This is a genomic window from Pseudomonas sp. MYb193 (assembly GCF_002966775.1).
Taxonomy (GTDB): Bacteria; Pseudomonadota; Gammaproteobacteria; order Pseudomonadales; family Pseudomonadaceae; genus Aquipseudomonas; species Aquipseudomonas paracarnis.
The window spans coordinates 4,526,204-4,545,336 of the sequence record NZ_CP023269.1; the positions used below are offsets into that span (position 1 = coordinate 4,526,204).

A 19,133-nucleotide genomic window follows, 5' to 3' on the forward strand; every position below is an offset into this window, starting at 1 on the left:
ACTGATGCATGACTGTTTTCTACAGCGCGGAAAAAAAAGGGTTCTATGACAGCGAATTGCATGCGCTGCATGACATCCCGACAGATGCACAACCCATCACCCATGAGCGCCATCAGGAGCTGTTGATGGGGCAGTCAGATCGTAAGGTCATCCTGGCCGATGATGAGGGGGTGCCATACCTCAGCGATCCACCGCCCGTTATTCCTGACGTGGCTGAGCTGGTCAGGCGGATTGATGATTACGCCGCCAACCAATACACATACCTGAACCGATTTGAGGTTGAGTACCGAGAACGCTCCGCAGCGGCTAACACTTACAAGGATGCTGGCTACAACGGTGAGCCCGGTATTTGGATCACCTCTTTCGCCCGCGCCACAGCGCTTGAACCACAGGCAGCGGCGGAGCGTATTCTCAGCCAATCAGCCGCGCTCGCTGATGCTTTCGCACAGTTGGCAGCTCTGCGCATGCGCAAGTATGAAGTGAGTGAATTACAGGGGCTGGCCGCATTGGAACGGGCGAAGGAAATCACGACTGCAATGGACCAGGTAGTAGCGACCATCGACTGATCCTTGTAGCGGGCCGCGCTACAACGCCGACCTCTCGCACAGAGGTCGCGCGCGCGGCAGCCTGTGCACTGTCATTCCATCACAGCGCAGGCAACCACCCATGGCCGGTTCAGACTATCTCCACGGCGTGCGGGTCATCGAACTCAACGACGGCACCCGCCCCATTCGTACCATCCCCACCGCAGTCATCGGCCTGGTTTGCACGGCTGAAGATGCGGACCCGCTCGCTTTCCCGCTGGACACCCCAGTACTGCTGACCAGCGTTAAAGCCGCCATCGGCAAAGCTGGCGTCAAAGGCACCCTGGCGACCAGCCTGCAAGCCATCAGCGATCAGACCAAGCCCTACGTCATCGTGGTGCGGGTCAAGGAAGGCGCAGACGAAGCCACCACCACCAGCGCCTTGATCGGCACCACTAACGCCAACGGCCAGTACACCGGCATGAAAGCCCTGCTCGCGGCCAAGGCCCGGGTGGGCATGACGCCGCGTATCCTCGGCGTACCAGGCCTCGACAGTTTGCCGGTGGCCACCGCCCTGGTATCGGTTGCTCAAGACCTACGCGCTTTCGCATACGTCAGCGCCTGGAACTGCAAAACCAAGGAAGAGGTGGTCGCCTACCGCGAGAACTTCGGCGCCCGTGAAGTCATGGTGATTTGGCCGGACTTCCTCAACTGGGACACCGTCACCAGCAAGACCGTCACCGCCGCTGCCACGGCGCGCGCCCTGGGCTTGCGCGCGAAGATCGATCAGGAAACCGGCTGGCACAAGACCCTCTCCAACGTTGCCGTCAACGGCGCGACCGGCATCAGCGCCGACGTGTTCTGGGATCTGCAAAACCCGGCCACTGACGCCAACTACCTCAACAGCAACGAGGTCACCACCCTCATCAACGCCAACGGCTTTCGCTTCTGGGGCAGCCGCACCTGCAGCGACGACCCGCAGTTCGCTTTCGAAAACTACACCCGTACCGCGCAGATCCTCGCCGACACCATGGCCGAGGCGCACATGTGGGCCGTGGACAAGCCCATGCACGCTTCCCTGGTGCGGGACATCATCGAAGGCATCAACGCCAAGTTCCGCGAGATGGTTGCCCAGGGCTACCTGATCGGCGGCAGCTGCTGGTACCCGGAAGACATCAACGACAAAGACACCCTCAAGGCCGGCAAGTTGACGATCGATTACGACTACACGCCAGTGCCTCCCCTGGAAGACCTCACCCTTCGCCAGCGCATCACCGACAGCTACCTGATGCAGTTTGCCAGCCAGATCAACAGCTAAACCGGGTCTCCCCGCAAGGGGAGTTAACCCCCAGCCAAACACCCGGAGAACACTGCCATGGCTATGCCACGCAAACTCAAGAACCTCATGTTGTTCAACGACGCCAACATCTACAGGGGTGTGGTCAAGTCCGTCACCCTGCCCGCCCTCGGCCGCAAGATGGAAGCCTATCGCGGCGGCGGCATGAACGGCCCGGTCAAGGCTGACCTGGGTTTCTCCGACGACGGTATCCAGTTCGAATGGAAAACCGGTGGCCTGGATCTGATCAGCCTGAAACAGTTCGCCATGGTCAACGCCTCGGGCGTGGCCCTGCGTTTTACCGGTGCCTTTGAGCAGGACGACACGGGCGAAGTGAGCGCCGTGGAAGTCGTTGTGCGCGGCCGTCACGAGACCATCGAAATGGGTGACGCCCAGCCAGGCGAAGACACCGAACATTCGATGACCACCACTTGCACTTATTACAAGTTGACCGTCGACAACGAAGAGATCATCGAAATTGATCTGCTCAACTTCATCGAGAAGGTCAACGGGGTCGACATGCTGGAGAAACAGCGCAAAGCCCTGGGCTTCTGATAGCCCACCCAAAACATAGAACGCTTACCCATCACCAGGAGCTTTATCCATGAAAACCGCAGCTACCGAACAACCTGACATTCAACCTTTGGCCGACGACAACACCGTCGTCCTCGATACCCCAATTCGCCGTGGCACCACTGTCATCGACAGCATCACCCTGCGCAAGCCCAACTCGGGCGAGCTGCGCGGTGTGAGCCTGGCAGAGCTGCTGCAAATGGACGTCAACAGCTTGGTAAAGGTAGTGCCGCGCATCAGCAGCCCAACCCTCACCCCCGTTGAAGTCAACTCGATGGACCCCGCCGACCTTTTCGCGCTCGGCACCAAGGTGTCTGGTTTTTTGCTACAGAAATCGATGAAGACGGACGCATCCCTCGTTGCGTAGAGGACGCCATGGCCGACCTGGCTGTGGTTTTTCACTGGGCACCGGCTGACATGGATCAGTTGGGCCTGCAAGAACTGATGGACTGGCGCGAGCGCGCCAGGGTGCGGAGTTCCACCGATGGCAAATGATCTGCGGCTACAGCTGATTCTGAACGCCATTGACCGCGTCACAGCCCCGTTGCGCAGTATTCAACGGCAATCCACCGTAGCTGCGCAGGCGCTCAAGGCAGCCAGGGACCGGCTGAAAGGTCTCAACGAGTCGCAGAAACAAATAAACGGTTTCCGCGAGCTAAAGCAGGGGCTGAGTTCGACCCGAACCGAACTGCAAGCGGCTCAACAGCGCACCCAGGAACTGGGGCGCGCACTGTCCCAAACGCAAAATCCAACCCGCGCCATGCAGAGGGACTTTGACCGTGCGCGCACTGCTCTACAACGACTGAAAGACCAAGAGACCGCCCAGACCCGTCAACTTCAAACAATGCGTCAGAGCCTTCAGGCTGCCGGGATCAGCACGCGTAATCTTGGGCAGCACAGCGCACAGTTACGCGCTGATATGGCTCGGGCGAATGCTGAAATTGCAGAGCAACAGCGACGCCTTCAGGAACTGACACGACGTCAGCGCGCTAGCGCGCAGGCGAGCGAACGTCTTCGCCGTAGTCAGCAAAATGCTGGACGACTCGCCATGGGTGGGGCCGCTGGCCTGGGCGTAGGCTATGCAGCGAGCCGGCCCCTTGCTGCAGTAGTTAATTCATTCGCACCCAACGAGGATTCCGCTACGCAGCTCAAGGTGTCGATGATGGATGACACTGGGAAGGTCTCGGAGGACTTCCAGAAAATCACCGACCTGGCCACCAAGCTGGGCGACCGTTTGCCTGGCACCACGGCCGACTTCCAGAACATGATGACAATGCTCAGGCGCCAGGGCCTGAGTGCCAAGAGCATTCTGGGCGGTACGGGTGAAGCCGCTGCATACCTGGGTGTCCAGCTGAAGATGGGAGCGACGGAGGCAGCAGAGTTCGCCGCCAAAATGCAGGATGCGACGCGTACCAGCGAAACAGACATGATGAGCCTAATGGATACTATCCAGCGCGGGTTCTACGCCGGTTTGGACCCGGACAAAATGCTTCAGGGCTTCAGCAAAATTTCGCCCGTCATGGACACAATCAAGAAGTCGGGGCTTGATGCAGCTAAGGAACTGGCGCCGCTGTTGATCATGATGGACCAGGCCGGGATGGATGGAGGCGCGGCGGGAAACTCCTTCCGCAAGATCTTTCAGGCGGGACTTGATCAGAGCAAGGTCGACAAAGCCAACAAAATTGCAGCGGGTGCTAACAAAGGCGTAGCTCTCAAATTCACGAATGATGAGGGCAACTTTGCTGGACTGGAAAACCTATACGCGCAGGTGGAAAAGCTCAAAGTTCTGAACGACACCGACCGTACGGCTGTGATTGGCAAGCTTTTTGGGGATGACGCTGAAACGCTGACCACCTTAAACGTGATGATGAACAAGGGCCTGGCAGGGTATCAAGAGGTCCAGCAAAAACTGCAAGTCCAGGCTGATCTGCGTACCCGAGTCAACGAACAGCTCGGCACGCTAACCAACGTCATGGAGGCTGCCGAGGGCAGCTTTACCAACGCCATGGCAGAGTTCGGCGCAGCCGTTGCGCCAGAACTCAAGAGCCTGATCAACACCCTGGGCGAAGTCGCAAACAGCGTCGGCTCATGGGCCAGAGAGAATCCCAAATTGGCCGGTGGTTTGGTCAAAGTGGTGGGCGCGATTACCGCGCTTGCATTCGTGTTCGGCGCTCTAGCATTGACCATGGCGAGCATGCTGGGACCGTTCGCCGTGCTCCGCTACGGTATGACGATGTTCGGTCTACAGGGTGGCGTCGTCACCAAGATGCTCGGCAAGCTGCTACCAACGCTGACGGGCTTGGCTCGTAACGCGTTCCCAATGTTGGTGCAAGCAGCCCGGTTATTCGCCACCACACTGATCAGTGCTATCAGCTCAGTCGGCACAGCGATCCTGGCTACACCCATAGGGTGGTTGATGGCAGCAATTGCTGGACTAGTCGCTGCCGGGTTCCTTGTTTACAAATACTGGAAACCGATAAAGGGTTTCTTCATCGGCTTTTGGCAGGGGCTTTCCGCTGCACTGCAACCAGTGCTCACCGGATTCAGTAAGTTCGGCGAACTACTGGGCAACCTGGCGAAAGCCGCCTATGCCATACCAGGTGTAGGCGCTGCGTTAAGGCTGCTCGGCAGCATCGCACAGCCTCTGTTCAACATGATATCCAACGGAATCAGCGGGTTGATTGGGTGGTTCAGTGACCTGCTGAAGCCGGTCGAGGACGTCGGCGGCGCCGCTCAGTCAATGGGGCAACGGTTCGGGGCAGCCATCGGCAACATGATCGCCACGCTTGTGCAGAGCATCGTTTCTCTTGCTACGGGCGCCGCCAATCTGTGGGCAAGTATTAAGACCAGCTTTGATCAAGGCCTGTCTGGCATCCTTCAATTGATTGCTAACTTCAGCCCACTCGGCTTGTTCTACCAGGCCTTTTCCGGGGTTATGAGTTACTTCGGCGTGGAACTGCCGGGGAAATTCACTGAGTTCGGCGGCATGATCATCAACGGCTTGATCAATGGCCTCACATCTGGAGTCGGCGCCGTCAAAGACGCCATCGGCTCGATCGGCGACGCCAGTATCGGTTGGTTCAAGGAAAAGCTCGGCATCCACAGCCCGTCCCGGGTGTTTGCGGAGCTGGGCGGGTTCACCATGGCGGGGCTGACTCAGGGGCTGGAAGGCGGGCAGAAAGGCCCGCTGGACGCCCTGACCAGCGTGAGCAAACAGATGGCTGCCGCAAGCACCCTGGCTTTGGGAGCGACCGCCATGCCGGCGTTTGCCGTGGATAACACGCCGCCCATCAGCAGCGCGCCCGCAGCAGCCGTTTACGATAGCCACGACACCTACGAATTCAACTTCCCGGTGGGGCCTGGTACGGACATGCAAAGCCTGGAAAAGACCCTGCGAGCCATGATCGCCCGCATCGAAAACGAAAAGAAGGCGCGTCAGCGCAGCAAACTTTCTGACCTGGAATAGCCACCATGATGCTCGCCCTCGGCATGTTCGTGTTTAGCCTTAGAACCGCCGCCTACCAAGAGCTGCAACGCCAAACAGATTGGCGCCATGCCAGCAACAACCGGGTTGGCGCAGCTCCCGCGTGGCAATTCGTTGGCCGTGGCGATGATGCAATCACCCTCCCCGGCATAATCCTCCCGGAGTTGGCCGGCAGCGCCCTCAGCCTCGACGCCCTGCGCCTGATGGCGAACACAGGCAAGGCATGGCCCATGGTCGAAGGCAGCGGCCGGATATACGGCCTATGGGTGATCGAAAGTATGAGCGAGACCAAGACCATCTTTTTCAGCAACGGCGAGCCTCGGCGTATTGAATTTACCTTGAGCCTCAAGCGCACCGACGATGACCGCATCGATCTGCTCGGCGCCGGTACCAGCATTGGCGTCAACATCCTGCGAGGCCTGCTGTGATCGAATCGGTAATCTCCAAGGTCACCGGCTACGTACGTAGCACCGCCGAGCGGTACGTTCGTGACGCAGCCTACCCCGTGCCCGCCTTTCGGCTCACCGTCGACGGTCTGGACATCGCCCAACTGATCAGCCCTCGCCTGATGGGCCTCGAGCTGACCGACAACCGCGGCGTCGAGGCGGACCAACTCAGCATCACCCTCAGCGACCACGACGGCCTGCTGGCGATCCCACCCAAGGGCGCGGTGTTGCGGTTGTGGCTGGGTTGGAGCGACACCGGACTGGTGGACAAGGGCACCTATACCGTCGACGAAACCGAACACAGTGGCGCGCCTGACGTACTGAGCATCCGTGCTCGATCGGCAGACCTGCGCAAGGGCCTGAAAACCAAACGGGAGCGTAGCTGGAGCAACACCACCCTCGGCGACGTCCTGGGCGATATCGCCATCGGCAACGGCCTGACCGCGACCATCGCAGGCGCTCTGGACGGGTTGCCCATCCTGCAGCTCGACCAGGCCAACGAGTCCGACGCCAACCTGATCAGCCGCCTGGGTGAGGAATTCGACGCGGTGGCCAGCGTGAAAGCGGGTTGCCTAATGTGCCTGCCGGCGGGTGGCGGCAAGACGGCCAGCGGCCTGGACCTGCCGCACATCACCCTCACCCGCGCCGACGGTGACCAACACCGCTACCTACAGGCCGACCGCGATAGCTACGACGGCGTGCGCGCCTATTACTACGACGTGAACAGTGCCAAAAAACAGGAGGCTATTGCCGGCGGCGGCGATAACCTCAAAGATCTGCGACACACGTACAGCGACCAGCAGTCGGCCCTACGTGCCGCCAGGGCGGAATTCCGGAGGCTGCAACGTGGCAGTGCCACACTCAGCTACAACCTGGCCATGGGGCGGCCGGATCTGATACCAGAGCTGACGTACACGCTCCAGGGCGTGAAGCAGGAAATCGACGAGATCATCTGGTACGGCGGCAACGTGCAACACAGTCTGAGCGCAGACGGTGGATACACGGTGAACCTCGAGCTGGAAAGTAAGCTGCCGGAGGATAACGTCGAGGATCTCGCAGAAGAGGACAAGGGCGATTACACGGGGATCATCGCGTACTACCGCGACCAGAGAACAGGGAAAGAAAAAACGATTACTGCGGGGGATCAATCAAAGCTGAGGCGGTTACGGTGGCTGTACGCCAGTGAGGCGACGGCCAAACGAGCGGTAGATCGAGAGTGGAAGAAGGCACAGGCTGAAAAGTCAGCATAAACCCCGGAACCTGTCCGGGGTCCGCAGGTTTACTGCTCAGGCGTGTGTGTAAAAACCTCCAACAATCGTAGAACATCTTGTTGCCGCTGGGCACTGATGGCCCGGAACATTACCAGCAACTTCACTTCTTGATCGCTAAGGCAGTTCGCATCTACGACTGACACTTGGCTTTCCGACACACCACTGTTCTCCATCATGCGAATACTCCTTTCACACGCAACGGGTACTCGGCGCCTACATGACGCCGTTAAAGTCTCCCGGGGAACAGCTAATTTCCATCACGTTTTGCTGTGTCATCAGACAGCAAGCAAAAAATATGTGTGTTGTTACGTCACGACGCGGGCTTGAACGGGGGCAGCGTCATGTACACGCCATTTTCACCCCAGCCTTGCAGGTTGCCCTTGGCATCCACAACGTAATGTTCGTTGAAATCACTCTCGGGATCGTCAAGGCGCAATCCGCCGTCTGGTAGTTTTTTGGCGACATACTTCGCTGTATTTTTGCCGCCACTGGCGAAAACAGAGTCAATCAGATACTTGTCATCCTGCTTGTACAACACCATCACGTAACCCGTTGAACCGTCCCGCAACCAGCTCCCAATCCTGTTTGGGTAAGCCTTCAGGTCAAGCGCTTTCAGGGTCTGGTAATCCTGCAGACTCAAACCGATCAGCGAGGCTTTATAGTCTGGATCAAAACTGGCGTTTGCCCAGTAGGTCCTTTCGGATTGCCCCTCAACACGGAAACCAATGAAGGTTCTGTCAGCCTTTATTTTCGTGTTGGCCCGAATGGCTTCAGCCACTTCAAACAAGTCAGCTTCGTTTAATCGCTTAGGGAGCATTACCTCGACCTTTCGTGGTCTGCCTTCCCGGAAGTCATCTTTGGTGATTGAGTAGCTAGGCGGCAAAACGGTAGTTGCAGCGGCTTGCTTCGCAGCTTTTTCAGGAGTGCTGTCATTACTCGCTATCGAACACATCGAAACGACCACAGCGATAATAAGCAAAAGTGTCGCAAGCCTGAATACTTTCTGGCCCGTGGTTAATCCGGGATTTTTAGTGCCGCACTTGGGACAGATTTTTGCGGTGGTATCCACCGTGTGTTTGCAAGACTTACAAGGGCTCAGTGCCATTCCTTTCTCCTTTGAACTTCCATGAAAAACCGAACTTCTTGGCCGGCTTGTTGCGTCCGCTTATCCGGCCCCGACAGGGACTTCTCAGTTGCTGGCTTTCCTTGCCGTTGAATCAGCAGCAATGGCGAATGCTGAAGCCATCCGCAGTAGGACCTGCCGATCGTCACCATTGATTCGCTCGTAGACCTCAAGGAACTCCGATGCATTATCGCTGATGCTATCGGCTGCTTGGCGCTTACGCTCGCCAGTCACCACGTAAAGAATGTCGACGCCTCTAGCTGCAATAGCCGCGAGGTAGTCCGCGTCAGGGCTCCGGTCACCTTTTTCGTAGTTGTATTGACTGTTTTTCGAAGCCCCAGCAACAGCCGCAAATTCAGTCTGACTGAACCCCAGACGCTCCCGTTCCTCTTTGAGGCGGTCACCAATTCCCACAATTGTCTCCATCAAGGCTTGACGATCCCACGTACATGGGAAATACTTCGCCTGTCATCACACGAAACCACACGAAACGAGACTATGCCGAACGCATCCCCCATCGAGCAAGCATGCCAAGAGGCCCGTGATCGTCTCGCACGTCTCGGGATCTCGGCCAAAGACTGGGCTGAAAAAAATGAATTCAACCCATCAACGGTCTACGCGGTTTTGAACGGACAGAAGAAGTGCTTGCGCGGTGAGGCTCATCGCGCGGCCGTGCTGCTCGGAATCAAAGACGGCGTGATTACAAACTAGGGCCTCTGGCTCCAAGGGGATACCAGAAGATGAAACGCCCAGTTCTAGCGACCAAGCGCCAAGTAATGAGCGCAGTAATCAGCGACTACAAAGGTGGTCGCGAATGTGCAGCCGCTCGCCTCGGTTACGAACTCAAAAAGTTCGATAACCACATCTACGAAAACGCCGGTAGCCGGCCTTTGACCGACGAGCAGATTCACTGCCTGGAGCAGGACGCGGGCACCACACACCTCCCGGAATATATCGCGGCACTGTACGGCGGCATGTTCGTGCCCCTGGCCAAGCCAGAGACTCTGGACAACGTCGATCTCTACAACCGCTCGGTCAACGCTGCCGCCAAGCGAGGCGTGGTCGACCAGATCATAGCCAAGGCGCTGGACGATGGAGTCATTGAACCGGATGAAGCCGAGGCGATCCTTGCTGCTCATAACCGGTACATGTCGGCCCGTCACTCGGAAGTACTTGCCACGATCCTGTTGCACACCAAGGGGACCGTACAGTGAGTACTTACAAGCTGGTGTGCCCTTGCTGCAACAGTTCTATGCGTATCCGAACCTCTGAAGGGCAGACGCCTTGTTTCCGCTCGATGTACTCGGAATGCACCAACTTGCTATGCGGCGCCACGTTCTCCGGTTCATTGGTCTGGGAGTATCAGCTCAGCCCAACAGGCATTGACCACCCCCTTACGGTCCTGCCCATGGCGCCTACAAAAGTGCGGTTACTTGCACGTCGAAATCTCACGGCAAAAAACGATCAACCCGATCTGCTGGACCAACTGGAAATGGAGCGCGCGTGATGAACCTTGATCAACAGACTCATGACTACCGCAGCAGCATGCAACAAGCTGCTTTCGCCTACCTGCAGCATCACGAGGCTGAACACCTTGTGGACTCCGATTTGTTGTTTGATCGCTGTATTCGCCACCTGACGCTTGCGTTGGAAGTTCCGGTGTTCATGGCGCCAAAGCTTGTTCACAACGCCTGGACTGAACTGCAAATGATCAAAAAGCGTCGTTGGATAGGCGTCGACTGGGCCACCGGGGCTGACAGCACCCGTGTACATCTGGTGGACATTCTGGCGGATCAACGCTTCCCAGTTCCGGCTCGCTTCCTTCCGCAAAAAATGCTCGACCAGCGCAACGCAGTACACAAGCCACACCTTCAGTAACGCTCCCTTTTAAACCCCGCCCTGCCCCGTTCCCAATGGGTTTGGGTGAGCTTTGCCCGCAATCCGAGGTGGACCATGGAAATCGACATCGCCATCACCGCAAAACTGCCCCGCGACCACGCTGAGGCACTGCTCGTTGAGCTCCGTGCGCAGTACGCGGTGATGCTCAACGAGCATTGGTATGACGACCGCTTTCGCTTGATCCCCGAGGGTTTGCGGCACGGCTCGTTGCTCGTGGCCTTCCCCGCGATGGCCGCACGAAAAAGCCTGATTGGCGCCCTTAAACACAGTCTCGACGAAGCGAAGTAAGCCACGATGGAAATGGAACAAAGGCTGCGAGCCGACGTCATCCAACGCATTGAGCGGGACTACCAGCTCAAGCACATGGCCAACACCAATTACATGCGCAAGGGTGTATGCCCAGCCTGCCGCCAGAAAACTCTGTACACCTTCTACGACTCGCCCTGGACGTTGATCTGCGGACGGCCGGAAAAGTGCGACCACCGAGTCTACGTAAAAGACGTCTACGACGATCTGTTCAACGACTGGAGCAAGACCGCGCCGTCGACAGCGGACAACCCCCAGGCCACAGCACGCGCCTACCTTGAGTTTGCGCGGGGTTTCAAATTTGAGCTGATCGCCGGCTTGTTCACTCAGGATAACTACTGGGATGGACGGCTCAACATCGGTAGCGCCACGGTGCGTTTCGCCTTGGAGAAGGGTGGCTACTGGGAGCGCCTGATAGATCGGCCAGACCGATTCGGCAAGATGAAAGCGCGCTTCCGCCCCACCGGGGAAGGCTTGACCGGTTACAAAGGCGTCTGGTGGTGCCCGCCGAGTGTGGACCTGCTGGAGGTCGACGAACTATTCATAGTCGAGGGAATCTTCGACTCCATCGCTCTGCTGCACAACGAAGTGCCGGCCGTGTCGATGATGTCCAGCGCTCCCTGCCCCATCGACTCACTCAAGGCCCTGGTCAAGTTACGTCAGGACGCCGGCAAACGTCTGCCGCGTCTGGTGTGGGCGCTGGATAACGAGCCAATCGCCAAGGCCAACATGCGCCGCTGGGCGAAGGAAGCGAGCGAGCTGGGCTTCACCTGTAAAGCAGCCGTTATCCCGCAGCCCAACGGGAAAAAGGTCGATTGGAACGATCTGCACTTGCGGTGGAAGTCGATCGAGGGCGACGACAAACGAGCAGAGCGCATCGAGCTGGACCTTGGAGAAGCGCGCCACCAGGGCGATTTGCTGCTGGCTGATTCAGCCGAAGAAAAGGCGTTCCTGATCTACGTGCGCAACGAGCGCAAAGAATTCCACTTCACGTTCCGCAAACGCTTGTACTGGTTTCGGCTGGACCTTGAAAAATACGACCGTGCAATGACCGATCTGGAAAGCTCGGAGCGCCACGAAGACCAGTTGCTTACAGAGGAACAGCGACGCTACAAGGCACTGCGCCAGTCTGGCTCAGTGACCAGCATCGCCAACTGCAACTTCCAGGCGCTGTATTACATGCGCAATGACCTGACCGATGAGGCCTGGTACTACTTCCGTATCGAGCGTCCGCAAGGGCCGGCCATCAAAAGCACGTTCACCGCTAAGCAGCTCACTTCGGCGCCTGAGTTCGCGAATCGCCTGCTCAACGTCTCCAACGGCGCGATGTTCGAGGGTAGCGCCCAGCAGTTGAAACGGATCCTGGCGCCGCAGCTCGATTGCCTGAAAACCGTCAACACCATCGAATGGATCGGCTACAGCCGCGACCATGGAGCCTACGTTTTCAACGACCTGGCCTTTCACGGCGGCAAGGTGCAGGTGCGCAACAAGGAAGACTTCTTTGACCTCGGCAAGCTGAGCATTAAGTCGCAGAGCCAGTCACCGGTGTTGCACATCAATACCGACCTCAATGACTACAACGAGGGTTGGTTCGATATCTACTGGCGATGCTTTGGCGTCCAGGGCCTGGTGGTGCTGGCCTGGTGGCTGGGCGCGTTGCACGCCGAGCAGATACGCCAGATCCACAAGTCGCTGATGTTCCTGGAGCTGGTCGGCGAAGCCGGCTCTGGCAAGACCACCCTGGTTGAGCTGCTGTGGAAGTCGGTCGGGCGCACTGATTACGAAGGCTTCGACCCGTCCAAAGCGACCGCCGCGAGCCGTGCGCGTAACTTCTCGCAGGTCAGCAACTTGCCGGTAGTGCTGATCGAATCCGAGCGTGAACAAAAGGAAGGCCAGCCGGTTAAACACTTCGACTGGGATGAACTGAAAACCGCCTACAACGGCCGCAGCGTTCGCTCCACCGGCGTAAAAAACAACGGTAACGACACCCACGAACCGCCATTCCGCGCCGCCTTGCTGATTGCGCAAAACAACCCGGTGAACGCATCAGAGCCAATCCTGCAGCGTATCTGCCACGTCCATCTGACACGTGAGCACCACACGCCGGAAACCAAGCAGTACGCCGAGCAGCTGGAACGCATGCCGATGGACAGCATCAGCGGCTTCCTGGTCAAGGCGCTACAACGCGAGGCCGAAACCATGCGGCTGCTGGAGGAAAACACCTCCGGCTACGAACAGGAGCTGCTGGCCCTGCCTGGTGTGCGCACCGTGCGTATCGCCAAGAACCACGCCCAGCTGCGCAGCCTGGTGGACGCATTGGCCGGAGTCGTACCGCTCGGCGATCGCCGCAAGGCCCTCGCCCACGCCGAAATCAGCCGCATGGCTCTGGAGCGGCAGCAGGCAATCAATGCCGACCACCCGACCGTGCGCGAGTTTTGGGACCTGTACGAATTCCTCAATGGCATGGACGAGAAAGCCGCGCTGAACCATGCGCGCCGCGATGGGCTGATCGCCGTGAACCTCAACGAATTTGTGGAAATGGCCGCCAATAAACGCCAGCAAGTGCCGCCGCTGAGTGACCTGAAACGCCTACTGAAGACCAGCAAGTCACCCAAATTTCTGGAATCGAACAAGCCCGTCAACTCGTCGCGCCAGGTCGACGCCTTCGACAAGCCTAAAACCATTCGCTGCTGGGTATTCCAGGGCGTGTAACCACCGCAACAACAGGAGCAGCACCATGCAAAACGAACTCAAATCGGCCATTCGCTTCAACGACTTTGTCTCCTACTTCGGCGCGCGCGGGGTACTGGCTATGGCCTGGTGGATGGGAGCGGTGCATGCCGGCCGAATTCGCGAAGACCAGACCAGCTTCCCATTCCTGCAGATCGTCGGCGCCGCCGGCAGCGGCAAGAGTCTGCTGCTGGGCTACCTCCAAAAGCTGAACGGGCAAACGCCTTATTCCAACTTTCTGGGGCATTCCACTCCAGCCGGGCGAGCGCGCACGTTTGCCAGCGCAGGGCAACGGATTGTTATTTGCGAGGAACAAGGCGAGTTAGGCCAATCCATTGACTGGGATGAATTGAAGCCGCTTTTCAGCTCCGGCAGCGTGAGCCTTCGCTCGGGGGATGGCCTGAGTGAGGAAGTGACATTCCGCGGGGCTTTGGTGATAACCGCCAACCAACGGCTGGAATGCAGTGATGCGGTCACCAGTAGAATGGTTACGGTCGATCTCTCAGCTCACGACGACCACACGCCAATGATCCGGCCGGAAGCCATTGGCAACGTCGACGCAGCTGAGGCAAGTGCGTTTGGTATCGAGATTGCGCAGTCTGGAGAATGGATTTGCAGCAGTCTCAATGCTTTTTTACCCGCATATCAAGGCCAGCTCACTCGTAAATACGGGGCGGACCTCAACGGGCGCACAGCCCTCAACTGTGCGCAGATGATCTGTCTGGTTGACCTGCTCTGCAATCTTCTCGCTGTTCCCCAGGACCTTCAGCTTGAGACCAGGAAGTTGGTTCACGACATCGCTTTCCACGACACCATTCCTTACTGATCCGGCCTTCGAAAGGAGAACTCGCATGAACATGCCTGCCGAAAAGCCGCAGCCTAACTGGTTTCAGCAGTTGCAAGAGTTTGAAGCCAACCGCCCCGCCATCCGAAAGGCAGGTATCGAGGCACTGGCTCGCTTGGTTCCTGTCGCCCAGCGGGATACAGGCCAGAGCGCAGTCATCGGTCGCTTCCTGCTCGGGCTCTACAACGGCCGCGACTACCCCTTCGTCCTGACCAGTCTGCGCGGCCTCGACACCGCATTGTTCGACGACTGCCTGGCGGTGCTGCAGCTGGACTACTCGCCAGAGCAAGAGGTGCACACGTACCTGCCTGACGGCGATGCGATCTGGGAAGAACTGATAGGTACCTGGGCATGAAATGGGCGCCGAAACGCAATAGGGACGGGCAAGTCCAGCAGAACTGCTGGGTTACCGACAACGGCTATACCGTCGCGCTGTGCCGGTTGCCTGAGTCGCGCTACCCCATCACTCGCCCTGGGGGCGAACTGCCCTTCGCTTATGCGAAAGACCGGGACGAAGTCATAACGATCATTGAGCAAGACCAGGCCAAACCGGCCTGAAAGATGGTGTCGAGGAGCGCCAACTCCCCGACACCTACCACTACAAAGGAGCAGCACCATGCAAGCACAGAACCCAAGCAGCAGCGCCGTAGAGGCTAGCACCCCACCGAACATCAAGCGATACCTGGTCAAGGAAACCTGGAAGGAATACCAGGTCACTCTTGAGGTAAATCACGACGTACTGACCGAGGAAACTGCCTCACTAATCAATGGTTTTTGGTCGAACGCCGATGACCGGCTCTCTGCTGAAAATGGAGATGTCGTCCGGACCGTTATCCGCTTGTTTGGTCAAACGATGATCTACCGGATGCTGAGCGAAGGCGGCGCAAGCTTCAGCATCACCACCAAAAATCTTATGACAGGTGACAACCCTGGACCTTTTTGGACCGAAGACCTTCACAACGAAGAAGGCTGGGGGGGCAATGAACCTGGGCCATACGGATTTTGCGGCATTCGCGTTATCGCAGCTGATGTCGATACACCTAGTTACGACGACGTCGAATTGGTGGAGGTGTCTTATGCTTAAGCGCACCCTCACCCACTTCCACCTCTGCTGCGGCCTCGGCAGCGGCGCCGCTGGCTTCAGCGACTCCAAACCTGTACTGGGCCCCGTGCAAGCTGAATGGCGCTGCCTGGGTGGCGTCGATGTCGACCCGGCCGGTTTGCGTGACTTCCAGATGATGACCGGTGTGCCTGGCACGCTGATGGACCTGTTCACCCGTGACCAGTTCACCGCGTTCCACGGCCAGCAGCCACCCGCCGGCTGGAAAGAAGCCACCGCCGAAGACCTGCGCCGCGCCGCCGGCGACGAAGACCCGGACGCGGTGTTCATCAGCAGCCCCTGCAAGGGCGCTTCAGGCTTGCTGTCCGAGACAATGAGCCAGACGCCCAAATACCGTGCACTCAACGAGCTGACATTGCGCTGCGTGTGGCTGATGTGTGAAGCCTGGAAGCACAATCCGGTGAAGTTGATCGTGTTCGAAAACGTGCCGCGCCTGGCAACACGTGGCCGCTACCTGCTGGACCAGATCACCAAGCTGCTCCGCCATTACGGCTACGCGGTAGCGGAAACCACCCACGACTGTGGCGAAATTGGCGGGCTGGCACAGAGTCGCAAGCGATTCTTGCTGGTTGCCAGGCACGTCGAGCAGGTTCCGGCATTCTTGTACGAACCTGAAAAGCGCAGTCTGCGTGCTGTCGGTGATGTGCTGAGCCGCATGCCCCTGGCCGGCGATATCGATCAGGCAGGGCCGATGCACCGGGTGCCAGCGTTGCAGTGGAAAACGTGGGTGCGCCTGGCCTTGGTTGAGGCTGGGAAGGATTGGCGCAGCCTGAGCCGGTTTGCGATCGAGGACGGTTACCTGCGTGACTTCGTGATCGTGCCGGAATATCGCGCCGGTTATATGGGTGTGCACGACTGGCAGGACACCGCTGGCACAGTCGCCGGCCGGTCGAGCCCAACCAACGGCAAGTTCTCCGTTGCCGACCCTCGACCGACCAGCAAATTCGAATACACCCAATACGGCGTGTTGCCCTATGACCGTCACTGTGGTGTGGTCACCGGCCAACGCAGCCCTGGGCAAGGAACATTCAGCGTTGCAGACCCACGCATGAGCGGCGAACGGCACAACAACGTTTTCCGAGTGGTTCGCAACGACCAAGCCGCCGGCACTGTCACTGCAGGGCACGGGCCCAGCTCCGGCGGGCAGGCTGTGGCCGACCCGCGACAACCGTCCAAGGGCTTCGGCAAGTACCTGGTCACCGACTACAGCAAGCCGGCCGGTACCGTCATTGCCGGCAGCACCACCGGGCAAGGCGCTTTCGCTGTGGCAGATCCTGCCTACAAAAACTGGCACCCGAACGCCAGCACCCAAAAGCTGCGGATAACGCCTTGGTGCGAGAACGCCAAGACCGTGACCGGCTCACAACAGGTTGCCAGCGGGACTTTATCGATCGCAGACCCGCGCCCAGGCATGTCGCGCACCAAGGGCGATGCGTACCTGACGGGCGGACATTATGGCGTGGTCGAGTACAACGCGCCGGCCGGTGCCGTGTCCGCCAGCGCCTGCCATGACAACGGCCGGTGGTCTGTTGCCGATCAGCGCATGCCGGCGCCCAATGACCGGTTGACCTGCATGATCACCAGCCTCGACGGCACCTGGCACCGCCCGTTTACCACCCTGGAGCTGGCCGCGCTGCAATCGCTGTTTGATCCAGAAGACCACTGGTCAGCAGATCCGCAGACCGCACATGAGATCGAGCGGATGCAGCGCGTTCGCAAGATCGAACAGGCGGGAGTCTTCCGGCTGGACGGCATCAACGACGGCCACCACCGGGAGCGGATTGGCAACGCGGTGCCGCGTGCGGCGGCAAGGGCGATGGCCGACGTGTTCGGCATGACGCTGCTGCTTTCCGAGGCGGGTGAGACGTTCATGCTCAGCAACGTGTCGATTTGGGTGCAGCCGGTAGCGATTGCGCTGAGCGTAGCGCAGCAGGAGGCTGGTCATGTCTGACCTCTTCTTCTTGCAGGACAGCCGCAGCAATGTCGGCAGCCGGGCCATGTTCTGGCGCGAGGGTGGCGGCTACACCTCGAACCTGAACGAGGCTGAGCAGTTCAAACGCGAGCCCGCGGTCAAGCAGTACGAATGCCGCGAAACCGACCTGCCCTGGCCAGTGGAGTACATCCGCAACCGGGCAGAGGTCGGCGTTGACTGCCAGTTCCTCACCAAGTCAGAGGCCGAGGCCTACCGCAACGAAGACGGCCGCGTATATGTGGCCTACGCACGCGAGTGGGACGGCAATGATCTGGTGTGGCGTGGCGGCAAAGGCCCAACCGCCAACCTGGATGACGCCATCCACCCGGGGGCGGCAGATGCCACTGGGTACCTGGCCCAAGGCTTCGAGCTCTGGCCATGCGGGTACATCGTCGAGCGTTCCCGGCCGGTGGTCCGGGCCGCGCTGCTCGATCACAAGCAGGCACTGCGCTCAGTCACCCTCAAGCTGCCCAAGCTCAGGCACCAGCGCAACCGCATCTACAGCGACCGGTTCAACTGCGAAGGCTGCGGGCGTTTTCTCAGCGAGCGCCAGCGCTTCGACGACTGCCCGAACTGCGGCGCGGGGAATGCACCATGACCGTATTCCTTTTGCTTTACCTGTGCGCGGATGCAACCCGGACGGATTGCCAGGTGGTGATGGCGGATAGTTGGAAAGGCACTCACGCCTACGAGCAATGCTCCGCCGCCGTGCCAGGCCTGACCAAGGCCCTGACGGCGCCCAACCAAAAGCGGCATCGGTTTGTCTGTGAGGTCCAGGGCGACAGCGCAAAACCCGCAGAACACAAAGCGCCGCCGACCTTTGTTCATCAATCATTTCGGATGTGACGGAGAGAACTCATGACCAGAATTGTCACTGAGCGAGACTTCAGAAAGCCAGAGTTTGCCAACGCTGACCCTGCCGACTATGAGTTTCGTGAGGACGGCGCAGTTGTACGCAAGGATCGCTGGCAAACAGCCGTTCACCAAATTCGGAGCCTGGTAGGTCCCAAAGGCCGTGAATTCGAAATTGCAGACGTAATCACGGCCGTGGAGAAACTTACTGTCAGTTGGAGCAATGCGGACCCTGACGACTTCCAGGAAGCTCCAGCATTCATTGACGTCAAGCTCTCTTGCGGAAGCGTATTAAAACGACTGGAACGTTTTGGCGATAAGTACGCTTGGTCATTTGGCTCGCTGGAATTCGTTGCCGTGGATTTTGGAGCCGACATCGTTCAATGGACCGAAAGCGAGGTAGCACCTTGAACAACGGTAAATCCTTTCCCTGGAACCTCGACCTAACCGGCGTATGCGACCAATGCGGCAGATCCCGTGCCCACGGCAACCACCAGAAGTGCAGCAAAGCGCGCCAGGCTGCCAACGCCAAGCGTCGCGCCGAGGAGGCTCAAGCCGGGGTAACACCGGCGCCTAGAAAAAGTGCCAGCCTGTTCTGGTTACTTCGCCAGCAGTGATCGGCAACACTTAAACCGCAATACATCAGGCCCGGC

At 58.8% G+C, this 19,133-nt stretch carries 26 protein-coding genes; 23 read left to right on the top strand and 3 right to left on the bottom strand.

Going from position 1 to position 19,133, the window contains the following annotated elements:
* The first annotated feature begins 8 nt into the window (after window positions 1-8).
* The 8 genes from CLM72_RS20625 to CLM72_RS20660 all read left to right on the top strand — a co-directional run bounded on the left by CLM72_RS20625 (window position 9) and on the right by CLM72_RS20660 (window position 7,613).
* Window positions 9-566, top strand: coding sequence for a hypothetical protein (locus CLM72_RS20625; protein ID WP_105227864.1), 558 nt, complete (start codon window positions 9-11; stop codon window positions 564-566).
* A gap of 100 nt (window positions 567-666) precedes the next feature.
* Window positions 667-1,842, top strand: coding sequence for a phage tail sheath protein (locus tag CLM72_RS20630; protein ID WP_105227865.1), 1,176 nt, complete (start codon window positions 667-669; stop codon window positions 1,840-1,842).
* Between the two features lie 57 nt (window positions 1,843-1,899).
* Window positions 1,900-2,415 carry a phage major tail tube protein gene (locus CLM72_RS20635; RefSeq protein WP_105227866.1) on the top strand — a complete coding sequence of 172 codons (516 nt, stop codon included), beginning with the start codon at window positions 1,900-1,902 and terminating at the stop codon, window positions 2,413-2,415.
* A 49-nt stretch (window positions 2,416-2,464) separates the two neighbouring features.
* Window positions 2,465-2,800, top strand: a complete 336-nt coding sequence (locus tag CLM72_RS20640; RefSeq protein ID WP_105227867.1) for a phage tail assembly protein — start codon at window positions 2,465-2,467, stop codon at window positions 2,798-2,800.
* A gap of 8 nt (window positions 2,801-2,808) precedes the next feature.
* Entirely contained in the window at window positions 2,809-2,928 is a 120-nt protein-coding gene (locus CLM72_RS20645; RefSeq protein WP_017477242.1) for a GpE family phage tail protein, read from the top strand.
* The gene (locus tag CLM72_RS20650; protein ID WP_105227868.1) at window positions 2,918-5,899 is read left to right on the top strand and encodes a phage tail tape measure protein; all 2,982 of its coding nucleotides are present in this window, start codon (window positions 2,918-2,920) and stop codon (window positions 5,897-5,899) included. Before CLM72_RS20645 ends, CLM72_RS20650 begins: the two co-directional genes overlap by 11 nt.
* A 5-nt stretch (window positions 5,900-5,904) precedes the next feature.
* Window positions 5,905-6,345 (top strand): phage tail protein, encoded by a 441-nt coding sequence (locus CLM72_RS20655; RefSeq protein ID WP_105227869.1) that lies wholly within the window; start codon window positions 5,905-5,907, stop codon window positions 6,343-6,345.
* Window positions 6,342-7,613, top strand: a complete 1,272-nt coding sequence (locus tag CLM72_RS20660) for a phage late control D family protein (protein WP_105227870.1) — start codon at window positions 6,342-6,344, stop codon at window positions 7,611-7,613. Before CLM72_RS20655 ends, CLM72_RS20660 begins: the two co-directional genes overlap by 4 nt.
* A gap of 29 nt (window positions 7,614-7,642) precedes the next feature.
* On the opposite strand, the gene CLM72_RS28830 is transcribed toward CLM72_RS20660, so the two are convergent.
* The 3 genes from CLM72_RS28830 to CLM72_RS20670 form a co-directional block, all read right to left on the bottom strand.
* Window positions 7,643-7,810 carry a hypothetical protein gene (locus tag CLM72_RS28830; protein ID WP_158688697.1) on the bottom strand — a complete coding sequence of 56 codons (168 nt, stop codon included), beginning with the start codon at window positions 7,808-7,810 and terminating at the stop codon, window positions 7,643-7,645.
* Window positions 7,811-7,944: 134 nt separating this feature from the next.
* Window positions 7,945-8,739 (bottom strand): zinc ribbon domain-containing protein, encoded by a 795-nt coding sequence (locus CLM72_RS20665; RefSeq protein ID WP_105227871.1) that lies wholly within the window; start codon window positions 8,737-8,739, stop codon window positions 7,945-7,947.
* A gap of 84 nt (window positions 8,740-8,823) precedes the next feature.
* Window positions 8,824-9,171, bottom strand: a complete 348-nt coding sequence (locus CLM72_RS20670; protein WP_105227872.1) for a helix-turn-helix domain-containing protein — start codon at window positions 9,169-9,171, stop codon at window positions 8,824-8,826.
* 84 nt (window positions 9,172-9,255) lie between these two features.
* On the opposite strand from CLM72_RS20670, the gene CLM72_RS20675 reads away from it, so the two are divergent.
* The 15 genes from CLM72_RS20675 to CLM72_RS28835 all read left to right on the top strand — a co-directional run bounded on the left by CLM72_RS20675 (window position 9,256) and on the right by CLM72_RS28835 (window position 19,097).
* Entirely contained in the window at window positions 9,256-9,468 is a 213-nt protein-coding gene (locus tag CLM72_RS20675) for a DNA-binding protein (protein ID WP_092231667.1), read from the top strand.
* Between the two features lie 29 nt (window positions 9,469-9,497).
* Complete coding sequence (locus tag CLM72_RS20680) at window positions 9,498-9,971, top strand: YmfL family putative regulatory protein (protein WP_105227874.1); 474 nt, start codon at window positions 9,498-9,500, stop codon at window positions 9,969-9,971.
* Between the two features lie 14 nt (window positions 9,972-9,985).
* Window positions 9,986-10,264, top strand: a complete 279-nt coding sequence (locus CLM72_RS20685) for an ogr/Delta-like zinc finger family protein (protein ID WP_371920476.1) — start codon at window positions 9,986-9,988, stop codon at window positions 10,262-10,264.
* Window positions 10,264-10,635, top strand: coding sequence for a hypothetical protein (locus tag CLM72_RS20690; protein WP_105227878.1), 372 nt, complete (start codon window positions 10,264-10,266; stop codon window positions 10,633-10,635). The genes CLM72_RS20685 and CLM72_RS20690 overlap by 1 nt, the downstream gene beginning before the upstream one ends.
* Window positions 10,636-10,710: 75 nt before the next feature.
* Window positions 10,711-10,944, top strand: a complete 234-nt coding sequence (locus CLM72_RS20695) for a hypothetical protein (RefSeq protein WP_105227880.1) — start codon at window positions 10,711-10,713, stop codon at window positions 10,942-10,944.
* Window positions 10,945-10,956: 12 nt separating this feature from the next.
* On the top strand, window positions 10,957-13,674 hold the full coding sequence (locus tag CLM72_RS20700) for a toprim domain-containing protein (RefSeq protein WP_168220199.1): 2,718 nt from the start codon (window positions 10,957-10,959) through the stop codon (window positions 13,672-13,674).
* 25 nt (window positions 13,675-13,699) lie between these two features.
* A complete protein-coding gene (locus CLM72_RS20705; RefSeq protein ID WP_105227884.1) occupies window positions 13,700-14,518 on the top strand; it encodes a hypothetical protein in 819 nt (272 codons plus the stop codon).
* A 25-nt stretch (window positions 14,519-14,543) separates the two neighbouring features.
* Window positions 14,544-14,891 carry a hypothetical protein gene (locus tag CLM72_RS20710; RefSeq protein WP_105227886.1) on the top strand — a complete coding sequence of 116 codons (348 nt, stop codon included), beginning with the start codon at window positions 14,544-14,546 and terminating at the stop codon, window positions 14,889-14,891.
* Complete coding sequence (locus tag CLM72_RS20715) at window positions 14,888-15,094, top strand: hypothetical protein (protein ID WP_105227888.1); 207 nt, start codon at window positions 14,888-14,890, stop codon at window positions 15,092-15,094. The genes CLM72_RS20710 and CLM72_RS20715 overlap by 4 nt, the downstream gene beginning before the upstream one ends.
* A gap of 58 nt (window positions 15,095-15,152) precedes the next feature.
* Entirely contained in the window at window positions 15,153-15,620 is a 468-nt protein-coding gene (locus tag CLM72_RS20720; protein WP_105227890.1) for a DUF2528 family protein, read from the top strand.
* On the top strand, window positions 15,613-17,607 hold the full coding sequence (locus CLM72_RS20725) for a DNA cytosine methyltransferase (RefSeq protein WP_105227892.1): 1,995 nt from the start codon (window positions 15,613-15,615) through the stop codon (window positions 17,605-17,607). The genes CLM72_RS20720 and CLM72_RS20725 overlap by 8 nt, the downstream gene beginning before the upstream one ends.
* Window positions 17,600-18,226, top strand: a complete 627-nt coding sequence (locus tag CLM72_RS20730) for a hypothetical protein (RefSeq protein ID WP_105227894.1) — start codon at window positions 17,600-17,602, stop codon at window positions 18,224-18,226. Before CLM72_RS20725 ends, CLM72_RS20730 begins: the two co-directional genes overlap by 8 nt.
* Window positions 18,223-18,474: a hypothetical protein gene (locus CLM72_RS20735; RefSeq protein WP_105227896.1), complete on the top strand. Its 252-nt coding sequence runs from the start codon at window positions 18,223-18,225 to the stop codon at window positions 18,472-18,474. The genes CLM72_RS20730 and CLM72_RS20735 overlap by 4 nt, the downstream gene beginning before the upstream one ends.
* A 12-nt stretch (window positions 18,475-18,486) precedes the next feature.
* Window positions 18,487-18,891: a hypothetical protein gene (locus CLM72_RS20740; RefSeq protein ID WP_105227898.1), complete on the top strand. Its 405-nt coding sequence runs from the start codon at window positions 18,487-18,489 to the stop codon at window positions 18,889-18,891.
* Window positions 18,888-19,097, top strand: coding sequence for a hypothetical protein (locus CLM72_RS28835; protein WP_168220158.1), 210 nt, complete (start codon window positions 18,888-18,890; stop codon window positions 19,095-19,097). Before CLM72_RS20740 ends, CLM72_RS28835 begins: the two co-directional genes overlap by 4 nt.
* Window positions 19,098-19,133 lie beyond the last annotated feature (36 nt).